The organism is Geobacter benzoatilyticus, from assembly GCF_017338855.1.
In the GTDB taxonomy this organism is placed as follows: domain Bacteria; phylum Desulfobacterota; class Desulfuromonadia; order Geobacterales; family Geobacteraceae; genus Geobacter; species Geobacter benzoatilyticus.
In genome coordinates this window covers 2,442,560-2,460,926 of record NZ_CP071382.1, presented here as the reverse complement: position 1 = coordinate 2,460,926, position 18,367 = coordinate 2,442,560, and the positions used below count along the sequence as shown (strand labels likewise).

Sequence of the window (18,367 nt, the reverse complement as noted above, 5' to 3'; positions counted from 1 at the left end):
GTTCAAGACAAAGGCCACCCGGATCTCCCGGACGGCCTTTGTCTTACTTGTTATGCGTACTCCATCCAGTCTCAATGAATTCCGGGGACATCCATGATAAGTTTTGGCATCGGAATTTCGGGATAGAGTCTCCTGAATTTCGGCAGCTCAAGTCCGGCACATCTCTTGGAACTTACTTTACCACTTCGCATATACCTCGACTTTTAGTTTCAAATATTCTGAACTATCTGCTAAATGTCAAAAACAATGAAATAAGTTCGTCCGTAGTCGGACCAAGCTAAGCAACTGACACACCGTTGTTTTCTCCAAATATTGGGGCTCATTTCTCCCTTAGAACCACCTTTTCACCGTTAAAAGCGAGCATTTAAGAAGATTGCACGAGCGAACAGGCACTACATACCGGGGCAGGTGTGGCACATCACGCATAGAGGTGGCCCCGCCTGACAGGACAGGGCTCTCACGGCCGGACATTTTCTGAGAGGTGAATCGTGGAACAGTTAACCAGCTTCTTCGCATCAGCAAGCAGCTTTATCTGGGGGGTTCCTCTGCTGGTTCTCCTGGTCGGCACCGGCGTGCTCCTCACCGTCCGCTTACGCGGCATCCAGGTGACTATGCTCGGGCATGCCCTGCGCGAAACCTTTGCCCGGCCGAAATCAAATGAAGCCGGGGATATCAGCCACTTCAAGGCCCTGATGATTGCTCTGGCCGCCACTATTGGTACTGGCAACATCATCGGGGTTGCTACGGCCATCACCATCGGCGGTCCCGGCGCCCTGTTCTGGATGTGGCTGACCGCTGCCGTCGGCATGGCAACGAAGTATGCCGAGGGGGTGCTGGCGGTTAAGTACCGGGTGGTGGATGCCAACGGCGAGATGGCGGGGGGGCCGATGTATTACCTGGAGAGGGGGCTGGGGCAGAAATGGCTCGGAGTCCTGTTCGCGCTCTTCGGAGCCTTGGCATCATTCGGGATCGGCAACATGGTTCAGGCAAATGCCATCGCCGCCAACCTCCACGATGCCTTGGGAGTGAGCCAGATACTCACAGGGGTTGTCCTGACGGTCTGCACGGCGGCGGTTATCCTCGGCGGCGTCAAGAAGATCGGTAGCGTTTCCGCTGTCCTGGTCCCCGTGATGGCCGTGGTCTATGTAAGCGGATGCCTTTTCATTCTCGTCCGTTTCGCCGGTGAAGTGCCGGGTGCTCTTGCCCTTGTCTTCCGGGATGCCTTCACCGGCACCGCCGCAACCGGAGGGTTTCTCGGTGCGACGGTCATGCTGGCCATCCAGAAGGGTGTCTCCCGTGGGGTCTTTTCCAATGAATCGGGCCTCGGCAGTGCACCGATCGCCGCCGCTGCCGCCAAGACTAATGAACCGTGCGAGCAGGCGCTTGTCTCCATGACCGGCACGTTCATCGACACCATAATCATCTGCTCAATGACCGGTCTAGTTCTGATCGTCACCGGAGCCTGGCATTCGGGGGCAGCGGTCACCACCTTGACCCGGTCCGCGTTCGATATCGGTCTCCCGGGGAACTTTGGAGGGTTCATCGTCTCGTTTGGCATCATTTTCTTCGCCTATTCCACGATTCTCGGCTGGGCCTACTATGGTGAAAAATGCATGGAATACCTCTGGGGGGTGAAGGCGCTCCTCCCCTACCGTCTCGTCTATTCTCTCTGCGTTGCTGTCGGTGCGGCGGTCAAACTCGAACTGGTATGGAACTTTGCCGACGTAATGAACGGCCTGATGGCAATCCCTAACCTCATAGGCCTACTTGGGCTGTCGGGAGTAATCGTGGCAGAAACAAATCGCTTTCTCGGAGATCGAAAAACGCGGCATGCGTAGGATAGCTGGTACAATAAGACCTTCAACTATCGATTGCTGCAGGAAACTGCTCAATCGCGATTGCTATCATGCCCGGAAATTCTATCCGGAATTGCGAACAAAAGGACTTTCACTTTGATTTCTTTTCATAACCTTGTCCTGATAACGGCGACTTTTGCATCTGCGATGAGCATAATTTCCTGCGGTAATGATTCTGCAGATTCTTCTCCGAGACTGCCTGCCCAACGGCCTTATTACGATTTTCAGTCCAACCTCGATCAACTGACGGTGGGCATCAGGTTGTTTCACCCTGATTATTCTGATCCACCCAAAATTGATATTTACGAAGGCACTACCCTCTGCAATTCGCAGCCTCTTTCGACACAGACGGCCGGAATTTTCACTCTCAACAACAACTCCACATGCCGGGACTTCACCCTCAACCTTCAGTATGTTCCTGCCGCCAATACTTGCCAACCGGGTGGGCTTTACCTGATGTCAGGTGCTGTAACGAACCCTGCCAACGGCCAAACAACCAATTACAACAATATGACGCTGGCGGCCTGGGACCGGAATCACAACAGGGTGGAGCCCTGGTTCACGCCCTTCGATACACCAGTCCTCTTGAGCCAGATGTCTCAATCCGGTTATGTGCAATGGGGCCCGCTCAGCACGGTGGGCCAGTGGACGTATCAACTGGATTATGAATCATCCGTTCTTCCGCCGGATGGTTGTTCGCTCCAGACTAATCTCGATCTGAACATTTCCCCCGCCGATGAAACCCTGGGAACGCAGGTTTACAGCTACACCATAAGCGAGACGAACGTTGGCGGGCAAATAACCGCCACTGTCACCCCTAACACGGCGGGCGCGCCAACGGCATCTGTTGCCCTTGATGGAACCACAAGGCATCTTTCCGTTGTTGGCCTGGATGTACTGCGGGAAGCAAATATTCAAACTTCAATGGCGTTCAAGCCGCCGGCTCAGGTTGCCCCGGCCGCGACCACGTTCACTCCAATACGGCCTTCTGTCACCATTGAATCAGAACTCTTCCTGGGCTATAGTAATGAATTCCCGACCGGGTCGCCGGCATCCCATTTGGCAAAGTTTTTTTCTACCGTCACCAAGCCTCTCGTGGACATCTACGATCCATTGTCTTTAGAGCCTCAAGTAAATATGAGAATTAGCGTATCCCTGGCAACACCGATTTCATTTCAAGACCGGCCTACATACATTGTCACGCCCATCACACTGATTCCGAATTACACGTTCAGGCCGGGGTTCGATGACAGAGCCGATTGTACGGTTTTGCCTGATCCAGGGCTGTCATGCAGGCTGGACAGCATTATAGCCGACTATAACGCCACACACGGCGTGCCTGACAGTGCCGCATTTTACAAGTTTGACGTCACTTTATTTAGCCGAATAGATGAAATTTTTTACCCGGCGATCAACATGCCACAGGTCATGATTCCGGTTAATGAGACGAACTAAAAAGTTGAAACAGGGGAATTAACGCCTCACCCCTGCGGATTTTGCACCATCACCAGTTGGGCCGGCATTGGTGCAGGGAACCCGGCCTCTGCCAAGGCCTCGCGGATGATGCGGTTGCCGTCGAAATAGACCTGCCAGTAGTTGTCGTTGTGGCAGTAGGGACGCACGGCCAGCACCGGCCCCACCAGGGTGAACGATCTCAGTCCATGGTAGCGATGTACGCAGAGACAAAAAAAGGCGGCCAATCGGCCGCCCTTTCAAGTAAGCATGCTGTTCCATTATTGCTAAAGCGATTATTTTTTCTTCTTGGTTGCCCTGGGTGCCCGGGCAGGCTTGGCCTCGACAGGCACTTCTGTGGGAGGCAAATAAGAACCGGGAGCAGCGGGTTCCAATGTACTGAAGTGGGATACGGCAATCTTCCGTTTTTTGCCGTCGCTGAACTGGATCATCGCCAATGTGGACGTTACTTCAAGAACCTTACCTGCGCCCCATTCCTGGCCTCTCGTGTGACTTACAATGCTGCCGACTTTGATAGTCATTGTCTCATACCGCTTTCTTTTTGTTGAGGTTAATGAGCTATAACCACCTACCCATAAACCTGCACGGACTAACAAAACCCTCGAAAATTGCCAATGCTGCAAAAACTAACTTCCATATTATACGATAAGGTTCTGGATTAGCAAGTAATCTTGACAATTTTCAATTGCCGCAATAATAGCAATATCCTGAATGTGCCTGACAATGTTCACGATTGAAGCAATATTTCGCAATTATGGAATCAAACTAATGAGAGGTGTCGCCATATACAAATTCATCGGACCTGATTATTAAATTAACGCAAGCCCTGCTCGCTAAAATATAATTGATTGACTTTATCAGAACAAAGCTGTTACTGTCGAAACAAGATTCGGCATGATGCCGGACAAAAACAACAAGAAGCATCAGGAGAAAGTACGAACATGGTAAACGGTACGGTAAAATGGTTCAACGACAGCAAGGGTTTTGGATTTCTCGAGCAGGATAATGGTGAGGACGTATTCTGCCATTTCTCCGCCATTACGGGTGACGGATTCAAATCCCTTACCGAAGGCGATAGGGTAACGTTTGAAATCACCAAGGGCCCGAAAGGCCTCCAGGCAGCAAACGTAACCAGAGTCTAACAGCAGTCTCCAGCAGACTTGAAAAGCCCCGGGAAAACCTCGGGGCTTTTTTGTTCCGGAGATTCCCGGTGTCCCAGGCAAGAAATCGAGGCACCCTCCCCTTCACGATCGAACCGGTCCTCTTCCAGTTCGCGCAGGAGTTCCCCCATGGCAAAACCCAATTTTCAGTTTCAGAAACGGCAGAAAGAGTTAGAGCGGAAGAAAAAGAATGATGAAAAACTGCAACGCAAACTGGCCAAAAAAGACCTCGCATCCGAACCCGCTCCCGACCAACTCTCCCAAGAGGACGTAATCGAATAGAACCGGGCGGCCTGCTGGTCGGCCTCCTTCTGTTACCCCCCCCTCAGCAGACCTCGACAACCGTGAAGGCCTTTCGCGCCCCCCCGATGCCCACCTGCAACTCGTCACCGGCAACCTTGCCTATCAAGGCACTCCCCAGGGGCGATTGCGGAGTAATGACAACGATATCCTCTCCCCCGTCGGTGATTTTGAGGCCACCCGCTTCCGGGCCCAGAAAGATACGCTTCAAAGCTCCCTCCTCATCCTCCAGGACAACCAGAGCCGTCATCCGGATCGGCGTCTCGTCGTCGAACTCTCGCAACTCAAGCAACCGGTAGCGTTCTAGCGCGTGCCGGATCTCCTGGGCGCGGTTGGCCTGTCCCTGGGCGATGTAGGATGCCTCCAGGGCCGTGGTATCGTATTTATTGTCGGGAATGCACTCTTCGTGGGTCGCCGCCTCGTGCGCAAACCGGGAAGCGCTGGAGAGGACCGCAAGATCGGCATTTAGTAGTGCTGTAATCCGGTGCCGCAGCTGTTCTTTTGTCATGGCTACGGACGGGCCGGGCCTTTCCCTGTCAGCGCGACACCCCCATCGGCAAGGGTCACCAGGCCATCCTTGTAAAGCCCCCCCACCGCCTTCTTGAAGGTCTTCTTGCTCATGCCCAGAATCTTTTCGATGTCCTCCGGGGCACTTTTGTCATGGAGCGGCAACGTGCCGCCATGGGCAGCCAGCGCCTTGAGGATGATCTCCCTGGCGTCAGACACCGCTTCTGCCCCCACCTTGCGGAGGGTCACATCCATTTTGCCGTCCTCGCGCAGACGCTTCACATAGCCGGAGAGCTGAAGGCCGGCAATGGCTCCGTCCGGCAGTTCATCCCGGTAGAGGAGCGCAGGGAATCGATTATTGACGATGACTTTGGCCCCCAGGTCGGTGAACTGCCAGACTAGCAGGGTAACGGCATCACCTTCACGGAGACCGGGAAGCCCGCGGTCAAGGCAGTCATCGATGCGGGCATTGGCAAAGGGGCGCCCCTGGGGGTCGATATCGACCTTCACCACGTAGCTTCGGCCCGCCTCCATCCGCTCGGGCTGAAGGCTATAGGGCACCAGCAGGTCCTTTGGCAGGCCCCAATCGAGAAAAGCCCCGTGGGAACCAACCGACTTGACCGTCAGCAACGCAAACTCCCCGGCCTGCGCCAGCGGAAGACGGCAGGTGGCTTGCAGCTCTCCCGTCGCGTCCTGATAGAGGAACACCTCCAGCTGCTCGCCGGGCGCCGCCTCGGGGGCCTCCCGCCTGGGGAGGCGCGCCATCCGCGTCCCCGCCTCCAGCCAGACGCCTTGGTTGTCAACGCGGGCAACCCTCAGGGTATGCAGACGACAGAGTCCGGGTTGTTCGCTATTTTCCATATATCCCTCCGGGGGTGTATCCATAAGTCATTTCCAGAAAAAATCTTTATGCAGAATAACATGGGACTTCGGGGCGGGCGTAGGAGAAAGTTGAAACCGCACTTAAAAGTGAAGACGATGCTATTTAAACTGGGATCAAAGTTCTTTTTCAAGGGCTGACGACTTGTTTTTTGACGCAAAACAGACGCAATTCCATTATAACCCAGCCTTTTTATCCCTGAATATTCTTTTTTGACAGAAAAGCCATGCCGTCCTATAGTGCGGAATAATTGGAAGACATTTACCATGAGCCCTCGCGGACATCACCGCTCTTTTATTGGTATGGACAGAAACATTCAACGGACCGAACGGAACATTTCTGCGTTCTGGAGTCGGTCATAATACGGATAGATATGAAATAGTTACCTAGGTTTTGGTTCAGTTGCAGCAAGGTGGACGACCGCCGGATATTGTCAATGATGAGTTGGAAAGAAGTTAATTACAACACTACCAAACGGAGGAGTTATGAAACAAGTTGGCTTGATTATCATCGTACTAGGCTTACTCGGATTGTGTTTTTCGTATAGCATGAACACTACAGTTACAACTGAAAGCAAATCTTTAGGTTACGGAATTGAGGTTCCGTCAATGACTGTGAACAATATTGGATTAATAGAAGACCGCCGTAATGCCATGTTGGTATCAGGGATTGCAACAATAATTGGTGTTATTTTATTTGTAGCAGGAACTCTCCAAGAAGGCAAAATAGAGCCGCTTTCAACCTATACAAACTATCACCGTAAATGTCCATTTTGCGCGGAACTAATCAAAGAAGACGCTGTGATATGTCGATTTTGCAACAGAGATTTACCGGCCTACATTCAACCCACAGAGGTTGAGGCAGAAGAACAGGGGAAAGTAGTTCCTTATCCCAAAATTTGCACTAAATGTGGCACCAGATACCCGGAAGAACATTTAATTTGTCCAGATTGTGACCTTGACCTCGAAACTCTTTAGCCACATCGGCAATATGTGTGAATTTGGTGGTCATCATACTGAATTAGTATTTCGGAGATAGTTAGAATAAATATAGTGCCCCCGAAATTACGAATAGTGACAAGAATATCTAACGCAGTTCTATCTAAATGATTAGAGACAAGAGCAGCTAACCATATGGAGCACGAGAGTAAGTATCTTGTTTATACACGGAAAGGGACTACATGGATAACGCCAACCTTCTTCGAAGGTATACTGACCTCCCGATTTTGCTCCATCTCCTAAAGACCCAAAATCTGACTCTGCTGGACCCTGAAAAATGGGACGACAAAAACGACGCCTTTTTTCTAACAACCTACAAAAAGAAGAGAAATCTCGCCTCTGTGCTAGCACTTTGTTTCGCCGAGGCGGAGGAAACGTACCATCACTGGAAGGTTTTTGCGCCAGGAACGAGCGGGGTCTGCATTCGTATAAAAAAAGATGAATTTCTCGAGAGTATTCACAGCATTCGGAAGCTTCGCCACAGAATTGTAGATTACCGAACATTAGAAGAAATGGAAACTACTGCACCAAAGTTGGAAGAGCTTCCATTCATCAAAAGATACGGCTTCCGAGATGAGCAAGAATACCGGCTAATTTATGAATGTCCTACAGACAAAATGAAATCATTTGATATTCCATTTCAAGCATCCATGATTGCACGAGTCGTATTAAGCCCATGGATGCCAAAGACAATTGTCGCCTCAACGAAGAAAATCATTCAGGAAGTATCTGGGATGCCGAAACTGAAGGTGTACCAAACAACTCTAAATGAGAATGAACGTTGGAAGTCAGTTGGCGAGAACATCGCTCCACAGGAACCGTCTTGCTAGCGCTCTCGGCTCAAAGGCAGCACGTCAATCAATAGCAATTACCGCATTCCCTGCCACCCAACCGCGTCAGGCCATGGTACACTGATGCTTCCCGTAATAACCATTCATCTGGAGTTTGAGGAACATGACCGAACAAGAGCTTCTCGATTTCGACAGGGCGCACATCTGGCACCCCTACACATCGGCCACGAAAGCCCTCAAGTGCTATCCGGTGGCAAAAGCCGAGGGGGTTTACCTTGAATTGATGGACGGGCGGCGCCTCATTGACGGCATGTCGAGCTGGTGGTCCGCCATCCACGGCTACAACCACCCGGCGATCAATGCCGCCATGACCGCCCAGATCTCCCGCATGTCCCATGTGATGTTCGGCGGGATTACCCATGAACCGGCCGTGGAACTGGCGCGCCTGCTCATCGACATCGTGCCGGCCGGCCTTGAGCATGTCTTTTTCAGCGACTCGGGTTCGGTGGCGGTGGAAGTGGCCATGAAGATGGCGCTCCAGTACTGGCATTCCCGCTCGTGCGGCTCGAAGCACGGGTTTGTCACCGTCCGCAGCGGATATCACGGTGACACCTGGCATGCCATGTCCGTTTCGGACCCCGATACGGGAATGCACGCGATTTTCAACAAAAACCTGGCCAGGCAGCACTTTTTGCCCGCACCCCGTTCCGGCTTCCACGATGCGTTCGACGCGGCGGAAACCGCCGAGGTGGAAGCATTCCTGCGCCAAAACCACGAGAACATCGCCGCCTTCATCCTCGAACCGATTGTCCAGGGGGCCGGGGGGATGCGCTTCTATCACCCGGACTACCTGAAGGAAGTGCGCCGCCTCTGCACGAAATACGACATCCTGCTCATCGCCGACGAGATCGCCACGGGCTTTGGCCGGAGCGGGAAGCTCTTTGCCTGCGAGCACGCCGGCATCTCGCCGGACATCATCTGCGTGGGGAAAGCCCTCACCGGCGGGTATCTCACCCTCGCCGCCACCCTCTGCACCAGGGACGTGGCCCATACCATTTCAGACGGCTCGCCCGGAGTTTTCATGCACGGCCCCACGTTTATGGCGAATCCACTGGCATGCGCCACGGCGCTGGCGAGCACAAGGCTTCTGCTTCAAAACAACTGGCAGGAAAAAGTTCTGACTATCGAGAAAACCCTGCGGGAAAAACTGCTGCCGCTGCAGCAGGCGGAGTCGGTGGCGGAGGTCCGTGTGCTGGGGGCCATAGGTGTGGTGGAGATGAAGGAGCCGGTGAAGATGGAGCAGATTCAGCAGCGGTTCGTGGATGAGGGTATCTGGCTGCGGCCCTTCGGGAAGCTGGTTTATACCATGCCGCCGTTCATCATCTCCGGCAAAGAGCTGGATGCGCTCTGCAACGGGATATGTAACGTCATTACCCCTTAAAACAGCCCGATCTTGTTCATGAATACCAGGGCCACCAGCACCGGCGTCACATACCGGATGAGGAAATGCCACGCCCCATAGAAGCGGAAGCGGATATTCCCCTTCTCCACCTCGGCCCGGGCCAGCTTCGGGGTCATGACCCAGCCGGTGAAAATGGCGATGAGGAGCCCCCCCAGGGGGAGGAGATAGTTGGTGGCGACCATGTCGATGGAGTCGAGGAAGTTCAGGTCGCCGATGACGGGATAGTCCTTGAGCATGTTGTTGGAGAGGGCCGACGGCACGCCGAGCAGGAAGATGATGAACCCCATGACCAGCGTCGCCTTCCGGCGGTCCCATTTCTTCTCGTCGCAGTAGTAGGCCACCACCACCTCAAGGAGCGAGATGGCCGACGTGAGGGCGGCAAAAACCAGAAGCATGAAGAAGAGGATGGAAATCACGGAGCCGCCGGGCATCTGGGCGAAGATTATGGGGAGGGTCTTGAAGACGAGGCCGGGACCGGCAGCCGGCTCCATGCCGTAGGTGAATACGATGGGGAACATGGCGAGGCCCGACAGCATCGCCACGAAGGTATCCATGACGGACACGGTGAAAGCCACGGTGGGAATATTGACCGATTCGTCGGCATAGCTGCCGTAGGTCAGAATCGCCCCCATGCCGAGGGAGAGGGAGAAAAAGGCATGCCCCATGGCCTCCAGCATGGCGGGCGCGTCCAGCTTTCCCCAGTCGGGGGCGAAGAGAAAACTCAGTGCCTGGGCCCCGCCCGGCGAGGCAACGCCACGGATGGCAAGAGCTATCAGAATCAGGAACAGGATCGGCATCATGATCTTGTTGGCCCGCTCAAGCCCCCGGGCAACCCCGCCCAGAACAATCAGGACCGTCATTCCCATGAATACCGCCTGCCAGAACACCTGCGCCCAATCGTCGGCAAGGAGGTTGCCGAAAATCAGTGGCACATCCTGGGCGTGGCGTCCGCCGAAGGTCCCTTTGAGGGAGAGCCAGAGGTAATCCACGGCCCAACCGGCCACGACGCAGTAGTAGGAGAGGATCACGAACCCTGCGATGACCCCCATCCACCCCACCAGCGTCCACGGCCCCCCCTTCAGGCGGCGGAAGGCCCCCACCGGGTCCTTGTGGGTGTGGCGGCCGATGGCCATCTCGGCAATCATGATCGGGATTCCCACCGAAACGATGCAGAAGAGGAAAAAGAGGACGAAGGCCCCACCGCCGTGCATGCCGGTGATATAGGGGAATTTCCAGATGTTCCCCAGTCCCACGGCCGACCCGGCCGAGGCCATGATAAAGCCCAGGCGGCTCGTCCAGAGGCCACGTTTCGGTTTGTGCTGATGGTGATGATGGGTCATGACGCTCCCGATGTCTGCAACGGCAGATTCATTTGGTATAAAAGGCATTTGAATTTCAGATATGGCTTTTAAATCATCCCCGAGGGGACGTCAACGCATTTGTCCCCATTGCATAACCATTCTGGACAATCCGTTTTTCGTACGGAAATCAATGCAGCGATCGCGTACAATGTGGGATCTGAAATTGTCCCTGTGGAGGAAAAAGTGCCGGAATTACCCGAGGTGGAACTGACCCGCCGCAGGCTGGAGCGGGAACTGACGGGCAAAATAATCGACCGGGTGGTGGTCCGGGCGCCGAAGCTCCGCTTCCCCATCCCCCAAGAACTGTCCGTCACCCTGCCGGGACGGACGATACGCTCCGTGGCGCGGCGGGGGAAGTACCTGCTGTTCGACTGCGAGACGGGGTGGCTTATCGTCCATCTGGGGATGACCGGCTTTCTTCGCCTGGCTGATGGAACGACGCCCCCTGGAAAATACGACCACCTGGAGATTTTCTTTGCCGATGGCTTGGTGCTCCGCTTCCACGACCCGCGCAAGTTCGGCACCGTGGCCTGGACCACCGATGATCCGGCAGCCCATCCACTGCTGGCCGGAATCGGCCCGGAACCGCTGACCGGGACCTTCGACGGCAGCTATCTCTTTGACGTGACCCGGACGCGACGGGTTGCGGTGAAACAAATGCTCATGAACGCGGCCATTGTGGCCGGGGTCGGGAACATCTACGCCAACGAGGCCCTGTTCCGGGCCGGCATCCGCCCCGACCGCCCCGCCTCCACCCTGAGCCGTTCCGAATGCCACCGGCTGGCCCTCACCGTCCGGGAAGTCCTGCAGGAGTCCATCGACCAGGGGAGCACCTATCGCGTCGAGGAAGGGACCGTCGCCTACCATCCGCTGGATTTCAAGGTCTACGGGCGGGGAAAGGAAACCTGCGCCGGCTGCGGCGGTGCGCTGGAGGAGACCCGGCTCGGCAACCGGAGCACGGTCTTCTGCCCCCACTGCCAGAGTTAACGTTACCCGCCAGAACCGCCCCGCAAGTCAATACGGGCGAGCCCTCCGTAGCATCCGTAAAAACCGAACAATTCCACCCCACTCCCTTGCCACATTCCGCATCGGCTCTATAATTTCCACAATACTTAAATAGTCGGCTGCGGCCGACACGGCATATACGACTCGGCAACTCCACACCACCAATCAAGGAGCACGTCATGGACGACAGCATGCAGCCCGTCAAACTCCGCATCCCCGGCACGGAGATCACGACGCCAATCCCGACAGTCCCACCGGAGACCGCAGGCCAGATCACCATCAGGGAAGTGCGCACCTTCCAGATCAGCGCGTCCCGGGCCGGCGGAACGGAAACGCCGGTAATCGAGAGCCGCCCCGATGACGTCGTGGAGGTGGAACTGGAGGACGGCACCCGCTTCTGGACCACCCAGGAGCGGCTGCGGACCGAAGTGCTGGGGCTCGTGGGAACCAGGGCGGCGGACGGGGTGCTGGAACTGCCGGCCGCCATCGACCGGCGGAGTGCCTCCCGGGGCTTCATCGGCAAGATCGTCATCAAGACCCTGAAATTTTTTAAGATCGACGTGGCGCACATGGCGGCCGGCTTCATCGCCGAAAAACTGGAGAACCACCTGCTCGGCACCAGGGATGAGAACCGTGGCCCCGGCCTCTACCGGCTGTCGGGGGAAGAGCTGGCCCTTACCCCGGTTTCCGATGCGGTGCTCACCCTGCCGCCGGACCGGCCATCGCTCCTTTTCCTTCACGGCACCGCCTCCTCCACGGCGGGGAGCTTCGGCAAGCTCTGGACCGACAAGCGCCGCCCCCAGCGGCAGCAGCTTCTCACCCCCTACGAGGGACGGGTCTTCGGCCTTGAGCACGAGACCCTCTCGAAGAACCCCATCGACAATGCCATCGCCGCTGCGGAGCGGCTCCCGGCCGGGGCGCGGCTCCACCTGGTCTCCCACTCCCGGGGGGGGATGGTGGGGGAACTCCTCTGCCGGGCCGGCATGGAAGGGGGGCGCGACCCCTTCGATGCCGCCGACCTCAGCTTCTTTGCGGAACGCAACCCCGGCAAGGCCCGGGGAGACCTGGAGCGCCTCAACGCCCTCCTCAAGGAAAAGCAATTCAAGATCGAGCGATTCGTGCGGGTGGCCTGCCCGGCCCGGGGGACCACCCTCGCCTCGGAACGGCTCGACATCTACCTGTCGGTCCTTTTCAACCTCCTGGGGGGGTTCGGCTTCGTTGCGAAGCTCCCCGGCGGGGTTTTCACCAGCATCTTCAGCGAACTGATCATGGCCGTGGCCAAGGAACGCTCCGACCCCGCAGTGCTGCCGGGGATCGAGGCGATGATCCCCTCCTCCCCCCTGGTGGCCCTTCTGAACCGGGCCAAGGCGCCGGTGGCCGGAGAACTGCGGGTGATTGCCGGGGACATCGAGGGGGACAACGTCCTTAGCGCCATCGGCACCCTCCTGACGGACCCCCTCTACCAGGACGACCACGACCTGGTGGTGAACACCGACGCCATGTTCGGCGGCTCCGAGCGCTCCGGCGGGGCAGCCTTCCTCTTCCGGCGCGGCTCCGATGTGAACCACTTCAGCTACTTCGAAAACCCCGACAGCGCCGAGGGGCTCGCCCGAACCCTCTCCCGCAGCGGCTCCGAGGCGGACGGGTTCGAGCCGTTCTCGGTGCGGGCCACCGACAGCGGCATCCCCCCCTACGAGAAGCGGGACGTGGCCGAGGGGGCTCCGGTGGTCTTCGTGCTGCCGGGCATCATGGGAAGCCATCTGGCCATCGGCGAGAACCGGGTCTGGCTCGATCCCTTTGACATCGCCCGGGGTAAATTCGATCTCCTGACCTACGGCACGCCGAACCTGGTCAAGGCGGAGGCCCCCCTCTGGATATGCTACGGCGATTTGGTTAAGCATCTGGCAAGAACCCACCGGGTGGAGCCCTTCCCCTTCGACTGGCGGCTCTCCATCTTCGACGAGGCGAAGCGTCTCGCCGCCGCCGTGGTCAAGGCCCTGGACGCCACCGAAAAGACAAAATCGCCGGTAAGCATCGTGGCCCACTCCATGGGGGGGCTCGTGGCCCGGGCCATGATTGCGGGCCACCCGGAGGTGTGGGAGCGGATGAAGGGACGCCCCGACGGGCGGCTCATCATGCTCGGCACCCCCAACGGCGGCTCCCACGCGGTGGCCCAGGTGCTGACGGGGCGCGACAGCCTCATCCGCAAGCTGGCCCTCCTGGACTTCACCCGCAAGCAGCGGGATCTTATCGGCATCGTGGCCAAATTCCCCGGCCTCCTGGAGATGCTCCCTCCCCTCTCCAGCTTCGATCTCTTCGACGCCGAGGCATGGCAGAGTCTCGCCGCCGCCGACCCGGACAAGGGAACCTGGCACCCCCCAACCGCCTCGGCACTCAAGACGGCCCGCGCCAATCGGGAACGGCTCGCCACCTCCCCCATCGACCCCCAGCGGATGCTCTACGTCGCCGGTTGCGCCCCCGCAACCCCGGTGGATCTGACCATAGAAAATTCCGGGACGAAGAAACGCCTGGTATTCCACGCCACCCCCCGGGGGGACGGGCGGGTACCGTGGGAGACCGGCATCCCGGCCGGTGTCAGGACGTGGTATCTCCAAGCCTCCCACGGCGACCTCCCCTCGGCCGAAGAAGGGTTCGACGCCATCACCGACCTTTTGCGCCACGGCACCACCGACCGCCTGCCGACGGCTCCCCCCGAAACCCGTGGCGTGCCGGAGCGGTTCGAGCTGCCCCCGGAGCGGGACCCTCTCTACCCCGATTTCACCGACCTGGCCCGCACTGCCGTGGGGGCCGGCCGCAGGAAGCGGCCCCGCCGCACCGAGCGCAAGATTCAGGTAAGCATCCGCCATGGCAACCTGGCCTTTGCGCGTCATCCGGTACTGGTGGGGCACTACAAGGGAGATACCATCATCAGCGCCGAGGCCTACCTGGACCGGACCCTCGACGGCCGGCTCAGCGCCCGGCACCGGCTCGGCATCTACCCCGGCGATGACGGCACCGCCGAAGTCTTCCTGAACCCAGAATGGGAACAGTCGCAGCGAAGCGGCGGCAAACCGGCCGGAGCCATTGTCATCGGCCTCGGCGAAGTTGGGAAACTGTCACCCGGCCAACTGCTTCGGGCAGTCTCCCGGGGTGCGCGGGCCTATGCCATCGCCCGGGCCGAATGCCCCCAGGCGAAAAAGGGGAACGCAGGGCCGGCCGGCATCACCGCGCTTTTGGTGGGTACCGGCGCCGGCGGCGTCGCGGTGCATGATGCGGTGACCGCCATTCTCCGGGGGATTATCGAGGCCAACCGCGCCGTTGCCGAATCGGGCCGCACCGACTGTGCCCCCATTGACGAGGTGGAATTCGTCGAGCTTTACGAGGACCGCGCCATCCATGCGGCCAGGCTCCTGGCACGCCTGCGCAACGACCCGGACATCTCCCGGGCCTTCGCCATCGACCCCGACCCCCTGGTGATTCCCCTGGAGGGGGGGATGCGCCGGGCCAGCTTCTTCGAGGAAGACCCCTGGTGGCAACGGCTCCAGATCACCGAAAACGAGGAGGAGCGCCTCTCCTTCAACCTCCTCACGGACCGGGCCAGGGCAGAAGTATTCCTGCAGCAGTCCCAGCGGAGCCTGGCCGACAAGTTCATCGAGGAGATGTCCTCGTCCACCGCCAGCGCCGAAGGGGTTGCAGTGACCCTCTTCGAGATGCTGCTCCCCAATGAGTTGAAAGAATACACAGTCGAGCGCCGTGACGTGGTGCTGGTGCTGAACGATGCCGCCGCCCGCTACCCGTGGGAGATGATGCAGGCGCGACGGCGGGGGGACAATGCCGCTCCGGCCGAAAAGCCCCTGGCCGTGCAGGCCGGCATGATCCGCCAGCTCCTGGTAGAGAAATTCCGTGAGCGGGTGGTGACGGCCCACGAGATGACAGCCCTGGTCATCGGCAATCCCCCCACCCCCTTCACCAACCTCCCCGCCGCCGAACAGGAGGCACTGGAGGTTGAAAAGGCCCTGAAGGGGACCGGATATGCGGTGACCCCCCTTATCGGCACCGAAGCCACGGGACCGGCCATCATGACGGAGCTGTTCGCCCGCGACTACCGCATCGTTCACCTGGCAGGGCACGGGGTACTGGATTTCACCCCCCCGGTACCCTGCGGCTCCTGTCACCAGCAGACCGGCGGCAACCCGGTCACCGGCATGGTCATCGGCGAAAACCAGTTCCTGACGGCGGCCCAGATCCGTCAGATGCGCACCGTGCCGCAACTGGTCTTCGTCAACTGCTGTCATCTGGGGAAGGTCGATGAGCGGCAAGCCCCCCGCAACCTGCCGAACCTGGCCGCCAATGTGGCCACCGAGCTGATCCGCATGGGAGTGCGGGGGGTTGTGGCCGCCGGTTGGGCCGTGCAGGACGATGCCGCCGCCCTCTTCGCCGCCACCTTCTACCGGGAGATGCTGGCCGGGGCCACCTTCGGCGACGCGGTCCACACGGCCCGCGCCACAACCTACGCCGCCCATCCCGAGGCCAACACCTGGGGCGCCTACCAGTGCTACGGCGACCCCGACTTCACCCTCGGCAAAGGGGAAGCCGCCCCTGTGCAGCGCATTACCCGGAAAGCCTACGCCGCCATCTCAGAGGCAATCATCGACCTCGAAAACATCGCGGCGGCGGCGAAAACCGCCCGGGGCCCGGCCATCGACTGGCACCTGAAGGCAATCCGCACCATCGAACAAAGCGTGCCGGCCCCCTGGCTCTTCTGCGGCGCTCTCCAGGCCGCGCTCGGCCATGCCTGCGGCGAGCTGAAGCGGTTCGCCGAAGCGGTGGAGCATTACCGCAAGGCCACCGACGACGACAAGGGACTCGCCACCATCAAAACCGCGGAGCAGCTCTGGAACCTGCAATCGCGCTGGGCCCAAGGAGTTGCGGCCGACGACCCGGCCCGGGCGCTCCAACTGGTCATCGAGGCGGAAGATCGGCTCCTGGCCCTGTGCAGTGCCCTGGGCGAAACGGGAGAACGGCTGTCGCTGCTGGGGAGCGTTGCCAAGCGCCGGATGATGATCGCCACCAAGGTTTCGGACAAACGGGCCGCCCTCCACGCCATGGCGGAGCATTACTACCGCGCCTACAGCATCGGCGCAGAAAAGGGAAATCCGTCCTACTATCCCCTCGTCAACCACCTCACGGCCCAGACACTGGCCTTTCTGCTGGAGGACAACGGCCACCTCCCCCCCAGCTTCGACTCATCCGTGGACAAGGCCGTGGAACTCGCGGATAACGAACACCGCGCCAACCCCGATTTCTGGAACACGATAACGCCGGTGGACTGCCTTCTCATCAGACACCTGGCCGCCGGCGACCTGGCCGCCAACACCGGCCGCATCATCTCCGAATATGCCAATGCCAAGAACATGGGATCGCCGAGGGAGTTCCAATCGGTGCTGGATCAGCTGGAATTCCTCGGGAAGGTCATCGCGTCGGCGCCGGAAAATGCCATGAGGCAGGGGCTGATTGCGGCCCTGCAAGAAATCCGGGAGGGGGCGGAAACGGCGGGAAGCGGCGAAGAAAGCCGCCTCCCCGTCCCACCCATCCTCATGTCCGTGGGACGGGGATATCCCGCCGGGCTGGATTTTGCACTCCCCCGGGCAGCTATGTCACGGGAACCGACCGTAGGCGGGGGGGCGCCACCACCCCCGGTACCCAAGATGGCTGCCGCGCCATCCCCGGCCGTCGAAGAACCGCAGCCGGTCCGGCTCGGCGCCTCGGCCCCACGCCAGGCAAAACCGGGGAGCGATTTCACCGCCCGGTTCGTGGCCTACGAGAAAGCCCTGGAGGAGGAAGTCCGCGACCTCCTCACCAAGCTGGCCCCCACGGCGGGGACGGTGCTCGGCATCCAGGAATGCCGCTGGCAGCGGGACATCCGCGTCACGGTGAAGCTCTCGGGCCGGGGCCTCACCGTCGACCCGCCGGAGCAGGATTTCATCTGGCAGGGGGGGCGGTCGATGCTGGAATTCGACGTGTCGGTCCCCACGGAGACCGAGGAAGGGACCATCCCCCTCAAGTTCGATGTGGCCATCGAGGGGATCATCGTGGCGCGGCTGCGGCTGGAACTGGAGATAACCGCCTCGCCGAAGAAGAAGGGACAAGCCACCGCCACCGGCGAGCCGGCGAAAACCGCCTTCGCCTCTTACTCCTCCAAGGACCGGCTGCGGGTCCTGGACCGGGTGGACGCCATCAAGATCGCGGCCGGTATCGACGTGTTCCAGGACTGCCTCGACCTGAACCCCGGCGAAGAGTTCAAACCGCGCCTCGACAGCGAGATCAGGGACCGGGACCTCTTCCTCCTCTTCTGGTCCCAGAGCGCCAGCGAATCCAAGTGGGTGGTGTGGGAGCTGGAAACGGCCCTGAAGGAGAAAGGGGAGCAGGCACTGCAGATCCATCCCCTTGACCCCGGGGTGAAGCCGCCGCCGGGGCTGGAGAAGCTCAACATCGGCAGCAACGCCATGTGGGTCCGCAAGGGGTATGAGGCGGTGCTGAAGGAGCGGGCATCCACCGGTCCGAATCCATAACC

Annotated in this window: 15 protein-coding genes; 9 read left to right on the top strand and 6 right to left on the bottom strand. The window is 58.9% G+C overall.

Going from position 1 to position 18,367, the window contains the following annotated elements:
• Nucleotides 1–488 precede the first annotated feature (488 nt).
• Nucleotides 489–1,838: an alanine/glycine:cation symporter family protein gene (locus tag JZM60_RS11295; RefSeq protein WP_207162561.1), complete on the top strand. Its 1,350-nt coding sequence runs from the start codon at nucleotides 489–491 to the stop codon at nucleotides 1,836–1,838.
• A gap of 165 nt (nucleotides 1,839–2,003) precedes the next feature.
• On the top strand, nucleotides 2,004–3,311 hold the full coding sequence (locus tag JZM60_RS11290; RefSeq protein ID WP_207162560.1) for a hypothetical protein: 1,308 nt from the start codon (nucleotides 2,004–2,006) through the stop codon (nucleotides 3,309–3,311).
• Nucleotides 3,312–3,337: 26 nt separating this feature from the next.
• Here the strand turns inward: JZM60_RS11290 and JZM60_RS11285 are convergent, their stop codons facing one another.
• Complete coding sequence (locus JZM60_RS11285; RefSeq protein ID WP_241426235.1) at nucleotides 3,338–3,556, bottom strand: hypothetical protein; 219 nt, start codon at nucleotides 3,554–3,556, stop codon at nucleotides 3,338–3,340.
• 48 nt (nucleotides 3,557–3,604) lie between these two features.
• A complete protein-coding gene (locus JZM60_RS11280) occupies nucleotides 3,605–3,850 on the bottom strand; it encodes a DUF3553 domain-containing protein (protein ID WP_207162559.1) in 246 nt (81 codons plus the stop codon).
• A 420-nt stretch (nucleotides 3,851–4,270) separates the two neighbouring features.
• On the opposite strand from JZM60_RS11280, the gene JZM60_RS11275 reads away from it, so the two are divergent.
• Nucleotides 4,271–4,471 carry a cold-shock protein gene (locus JZM60_RS11275; protein ID WP_207162558.1) on the top strand — a complete coding sequence of 67 codons (201 nt, stop codon included), beginning with the start codon at nucleotides 4,271–4,273 and terminating at the stop codon, nucleotides 4,469–4,471.
• Here JZM60_RS11275 and JZM60_RS11270 read toward each other — a convergent pair.
• A complete protein-coding gene (locus JZM60_RS11270) occupies nucleotides 4,468–4,620 on the bottom strand; it encodes a hypothetical protein (protein ID WP_207162557.1) in 153 nt (50 codons plus the stop codon). The genes JZM60_RS11275 and JZM60_RS11270 overlap by 4 nt on opposite strands.
• On the opposite strand from JZM60_RS11270, the gene JZM60_RS11265 reads away from it, so the two are divergent.
• A complete protein-coding gene (locus JZM60_RS11265) occupies nucleotides 4,619–4,771 on the top strand; it encodes a hypothetical protein (protein WP_207162556.1) in 153 nt (50 codons plus the stop codon). The genes JZM60_RS11270 and JZM60_RS11265 overlap by 2 nt on opposite strands.
• 43 nt (nucleotides 4,772–4,814) lie before the next feature.
• Here JZM60_RS11265 and JZM60_RS11260 read toward each other — a convergent pair whose 3' ends face one another.
• The gene (locus tag JZM60_RS11260; protein ID WP_207162555.1) at nucleotides 4,815–5,297 is read right to left on the bottom strand and encodes a GreA/GreB family elongation factor; all 483 of its coding nucleotides are present in this window, start codon (nucleotides 5,295–5,297) and stop codon (nucleotides 4,815–4,817) included.
• A gap of 2 nt (nucleotides 5,298–5,299) precedes the next feature.
• Nucleotides 5,300–6,157, bottom strand: coding sequence for a CvfB family protein (locus tag JZM60_RS11255; protein ID WP_207162554.1), 858 nt, complete (start codon nucleotides 6,155–6,157; stop codon nucleotides 5,300–5,302).
• Nucleotides 6,158–6,661: 504 nt separating this feature from the next.
• Here JZM60_RS11255 and JZM60_RS11250 point away from each other — a divergent pair.
• The 3 genes from JZM60_RS11250 (at nucleotide 6,662) to bioA (ending at nucleotide 9,406) form a co-directional block, all read left to right on the top strand.
• Nucleotides 6,662–7,153, top strand: coding sequence for a double zinc ribbon domain-containing protein (locus JZM60_RS11250; protein WP_207162553.1), 492 nt, complete (start codon nucleotides 6,662–6,664; stop codon nucleotides 7,151–7,153).
• Between the two features lie 203 nt (nucleotides 7,154–7,356).
• Nucleotides 7,357–8,004 (top strand): hypothetical protein, encoded by a 648-nt coding sequence (locus JZM60_RS11245; RefSeq protein ID WP_207162552.1) that lies wholly within the window; start codon nucleotides 7,357–7,359, stop codon nucleotides 8,002–8,004.
• 124 nt (nucleotides 8,005–8,128) lie between these two features.
• Complete coding sequence (gene bioA, locus JZM60_RS11240; protein ID WP_207162551.1) at nucleotides 8,129–9,406, top strand: adenosylmethionine--8-amino-7-oxononanoate transaminase; 1,278 nt, start codon at nucleotides 8,129–8,131, stop codon at nucleotides 9,404–9,406.
• Here bioA and JZM60_RS11235 read toward each other — a convergent pair.
• A complete protein-coding gene (locus JZM60_RS11235; RefSeq protein WP_241426234.1) occupies nucleotides 9,403–10,815 on the bottom strand; it encodes a sodium-dependent transporter in 1,413 nt (470 codons plus the stop codon). The two genes, bioA and JZM60_RS11235, sit on opposite strands and share 4 nt — an antisense overlap.
• Nucleotides 10,816–10,971: 156 nt before the next feature.
• Between JZM60_RS11235 and mutM the strand changes: the two genes are divergently transcribed.
• Nucleotides 10,972–11,775 (top strand): bifunctional DNA-formamidopyrimidine glycosylase/DNA-(apurinic or apyrimidinic site) lyase, encoded by an 804-nt coding sequence (gene mutM / locus JZM60_RS11230; protein ID WP_207162550.1) that lies wholly within the window; start codon nucleotides 10,972–10,974, stop codon nucleotides 11,773–11,775.
• A gap of 197 nt (nucleotides 11,776–11,972) precedes the next feature.
• A complete protein-coding gene (locus tag JZM60_RS11225) occupies nucleotides 11,973–18,365 on the top strand; it encodes a DUF7379 domain-containing protein (protein WP_207162549.1) in 6,393 nt (2,130 codons plus the stop codon).
• Nucleotides 18,366–18,367: the final 2 nt, after the last annotated feature.

Excerpts from the sequence above, each read along its gene's own strand:
- JZM60_RS11225 (WP_207162549.1), top strand. The coding sequence starts at position 11,973 with ATGGACGACAGCATGCAGCCCGTCAAACTCCGCATCCCCGGCACGGAG.
- JZM60_RS11265 (WP_207162556.1), top strand. The coding sequence starts at position 4,619 with ATGGCAAAACCCAATTTTCAGTTTCAGAAACGGCAGAAAGAGTTAGAG.
- JZM60_RS11290 (WP_207162560.1), top strand. The coding sequence starts at position 2,004 with ATGAGCATAATTTCCTGCGGTAATGATTCTGCAGATTCTTCTCCGAGA.
- JZM60_RS11275 (WP_207162558.1), top strand. The coding sequence starts at position 4,271 with ATGGTAAACGGTACGGTAAAATGGTTCAACGACAGCAAGGGTTTTGGA.
- JZM60_RS11235 (WP_241426234.1), bottom strand. The coding sequence starts at position 10,815 with ATGCCTTTTATACCAAATGAATCTGCCGTTGCAGACATCGGGAGCGTC.
- bioA (WP_207162551.1), top strand. The coding sequence starts at position 8,129 with ATGACCGAACAAGAGCTTCTCGATTTCGACAGGGCGCACATCTGGCAC.
- JZM60_RS11280 (WP_207162559.1), bottom strand. The coding sequence starts at position 3,850 with ATGACTATCAAAGTCGGCAGCATTGTAAGTCACACGAGAGGCCAGGAA.
- JZM60_RS11270 (WP_207162557.1), bottom strand. The coding sequence starts at position 4,620 with ATGGGGGAACTCCTGCGCGAACTGGAAGAGGACCGGTTCGATCGTGAA.
- JZM60_RS11260 (WP_207162555.1), bottom strand. The coding sequence starts at position 5,297 with ATGACAAAAGAACAGCTGCGGCACCGGATTACAGCACTACTAAATGCC.
- JZM60_RS11250 (WP_207162553.1), top strand. The coding sequence starts at position 6,662 with ATGAAACAAGTTGGCTTGATTATCATCGTACTAGGCTTACTCGGATTG.
- JZM60_RS11245 (WP_207162552.1), top strand. The coding sequence starts at position 7,357 with ATGGATAACGCCAACCTTCTTCGAAGGTATACTGACCTCCCGATTTTG.
- JZM60_RS11255 (WP_207162554.1), bottom strand. The coding sequence starts at position 6,157 with ATGGAAAATAGCGAACAACCCGGACTCTGTCGTCTGCATACCCTGAGG.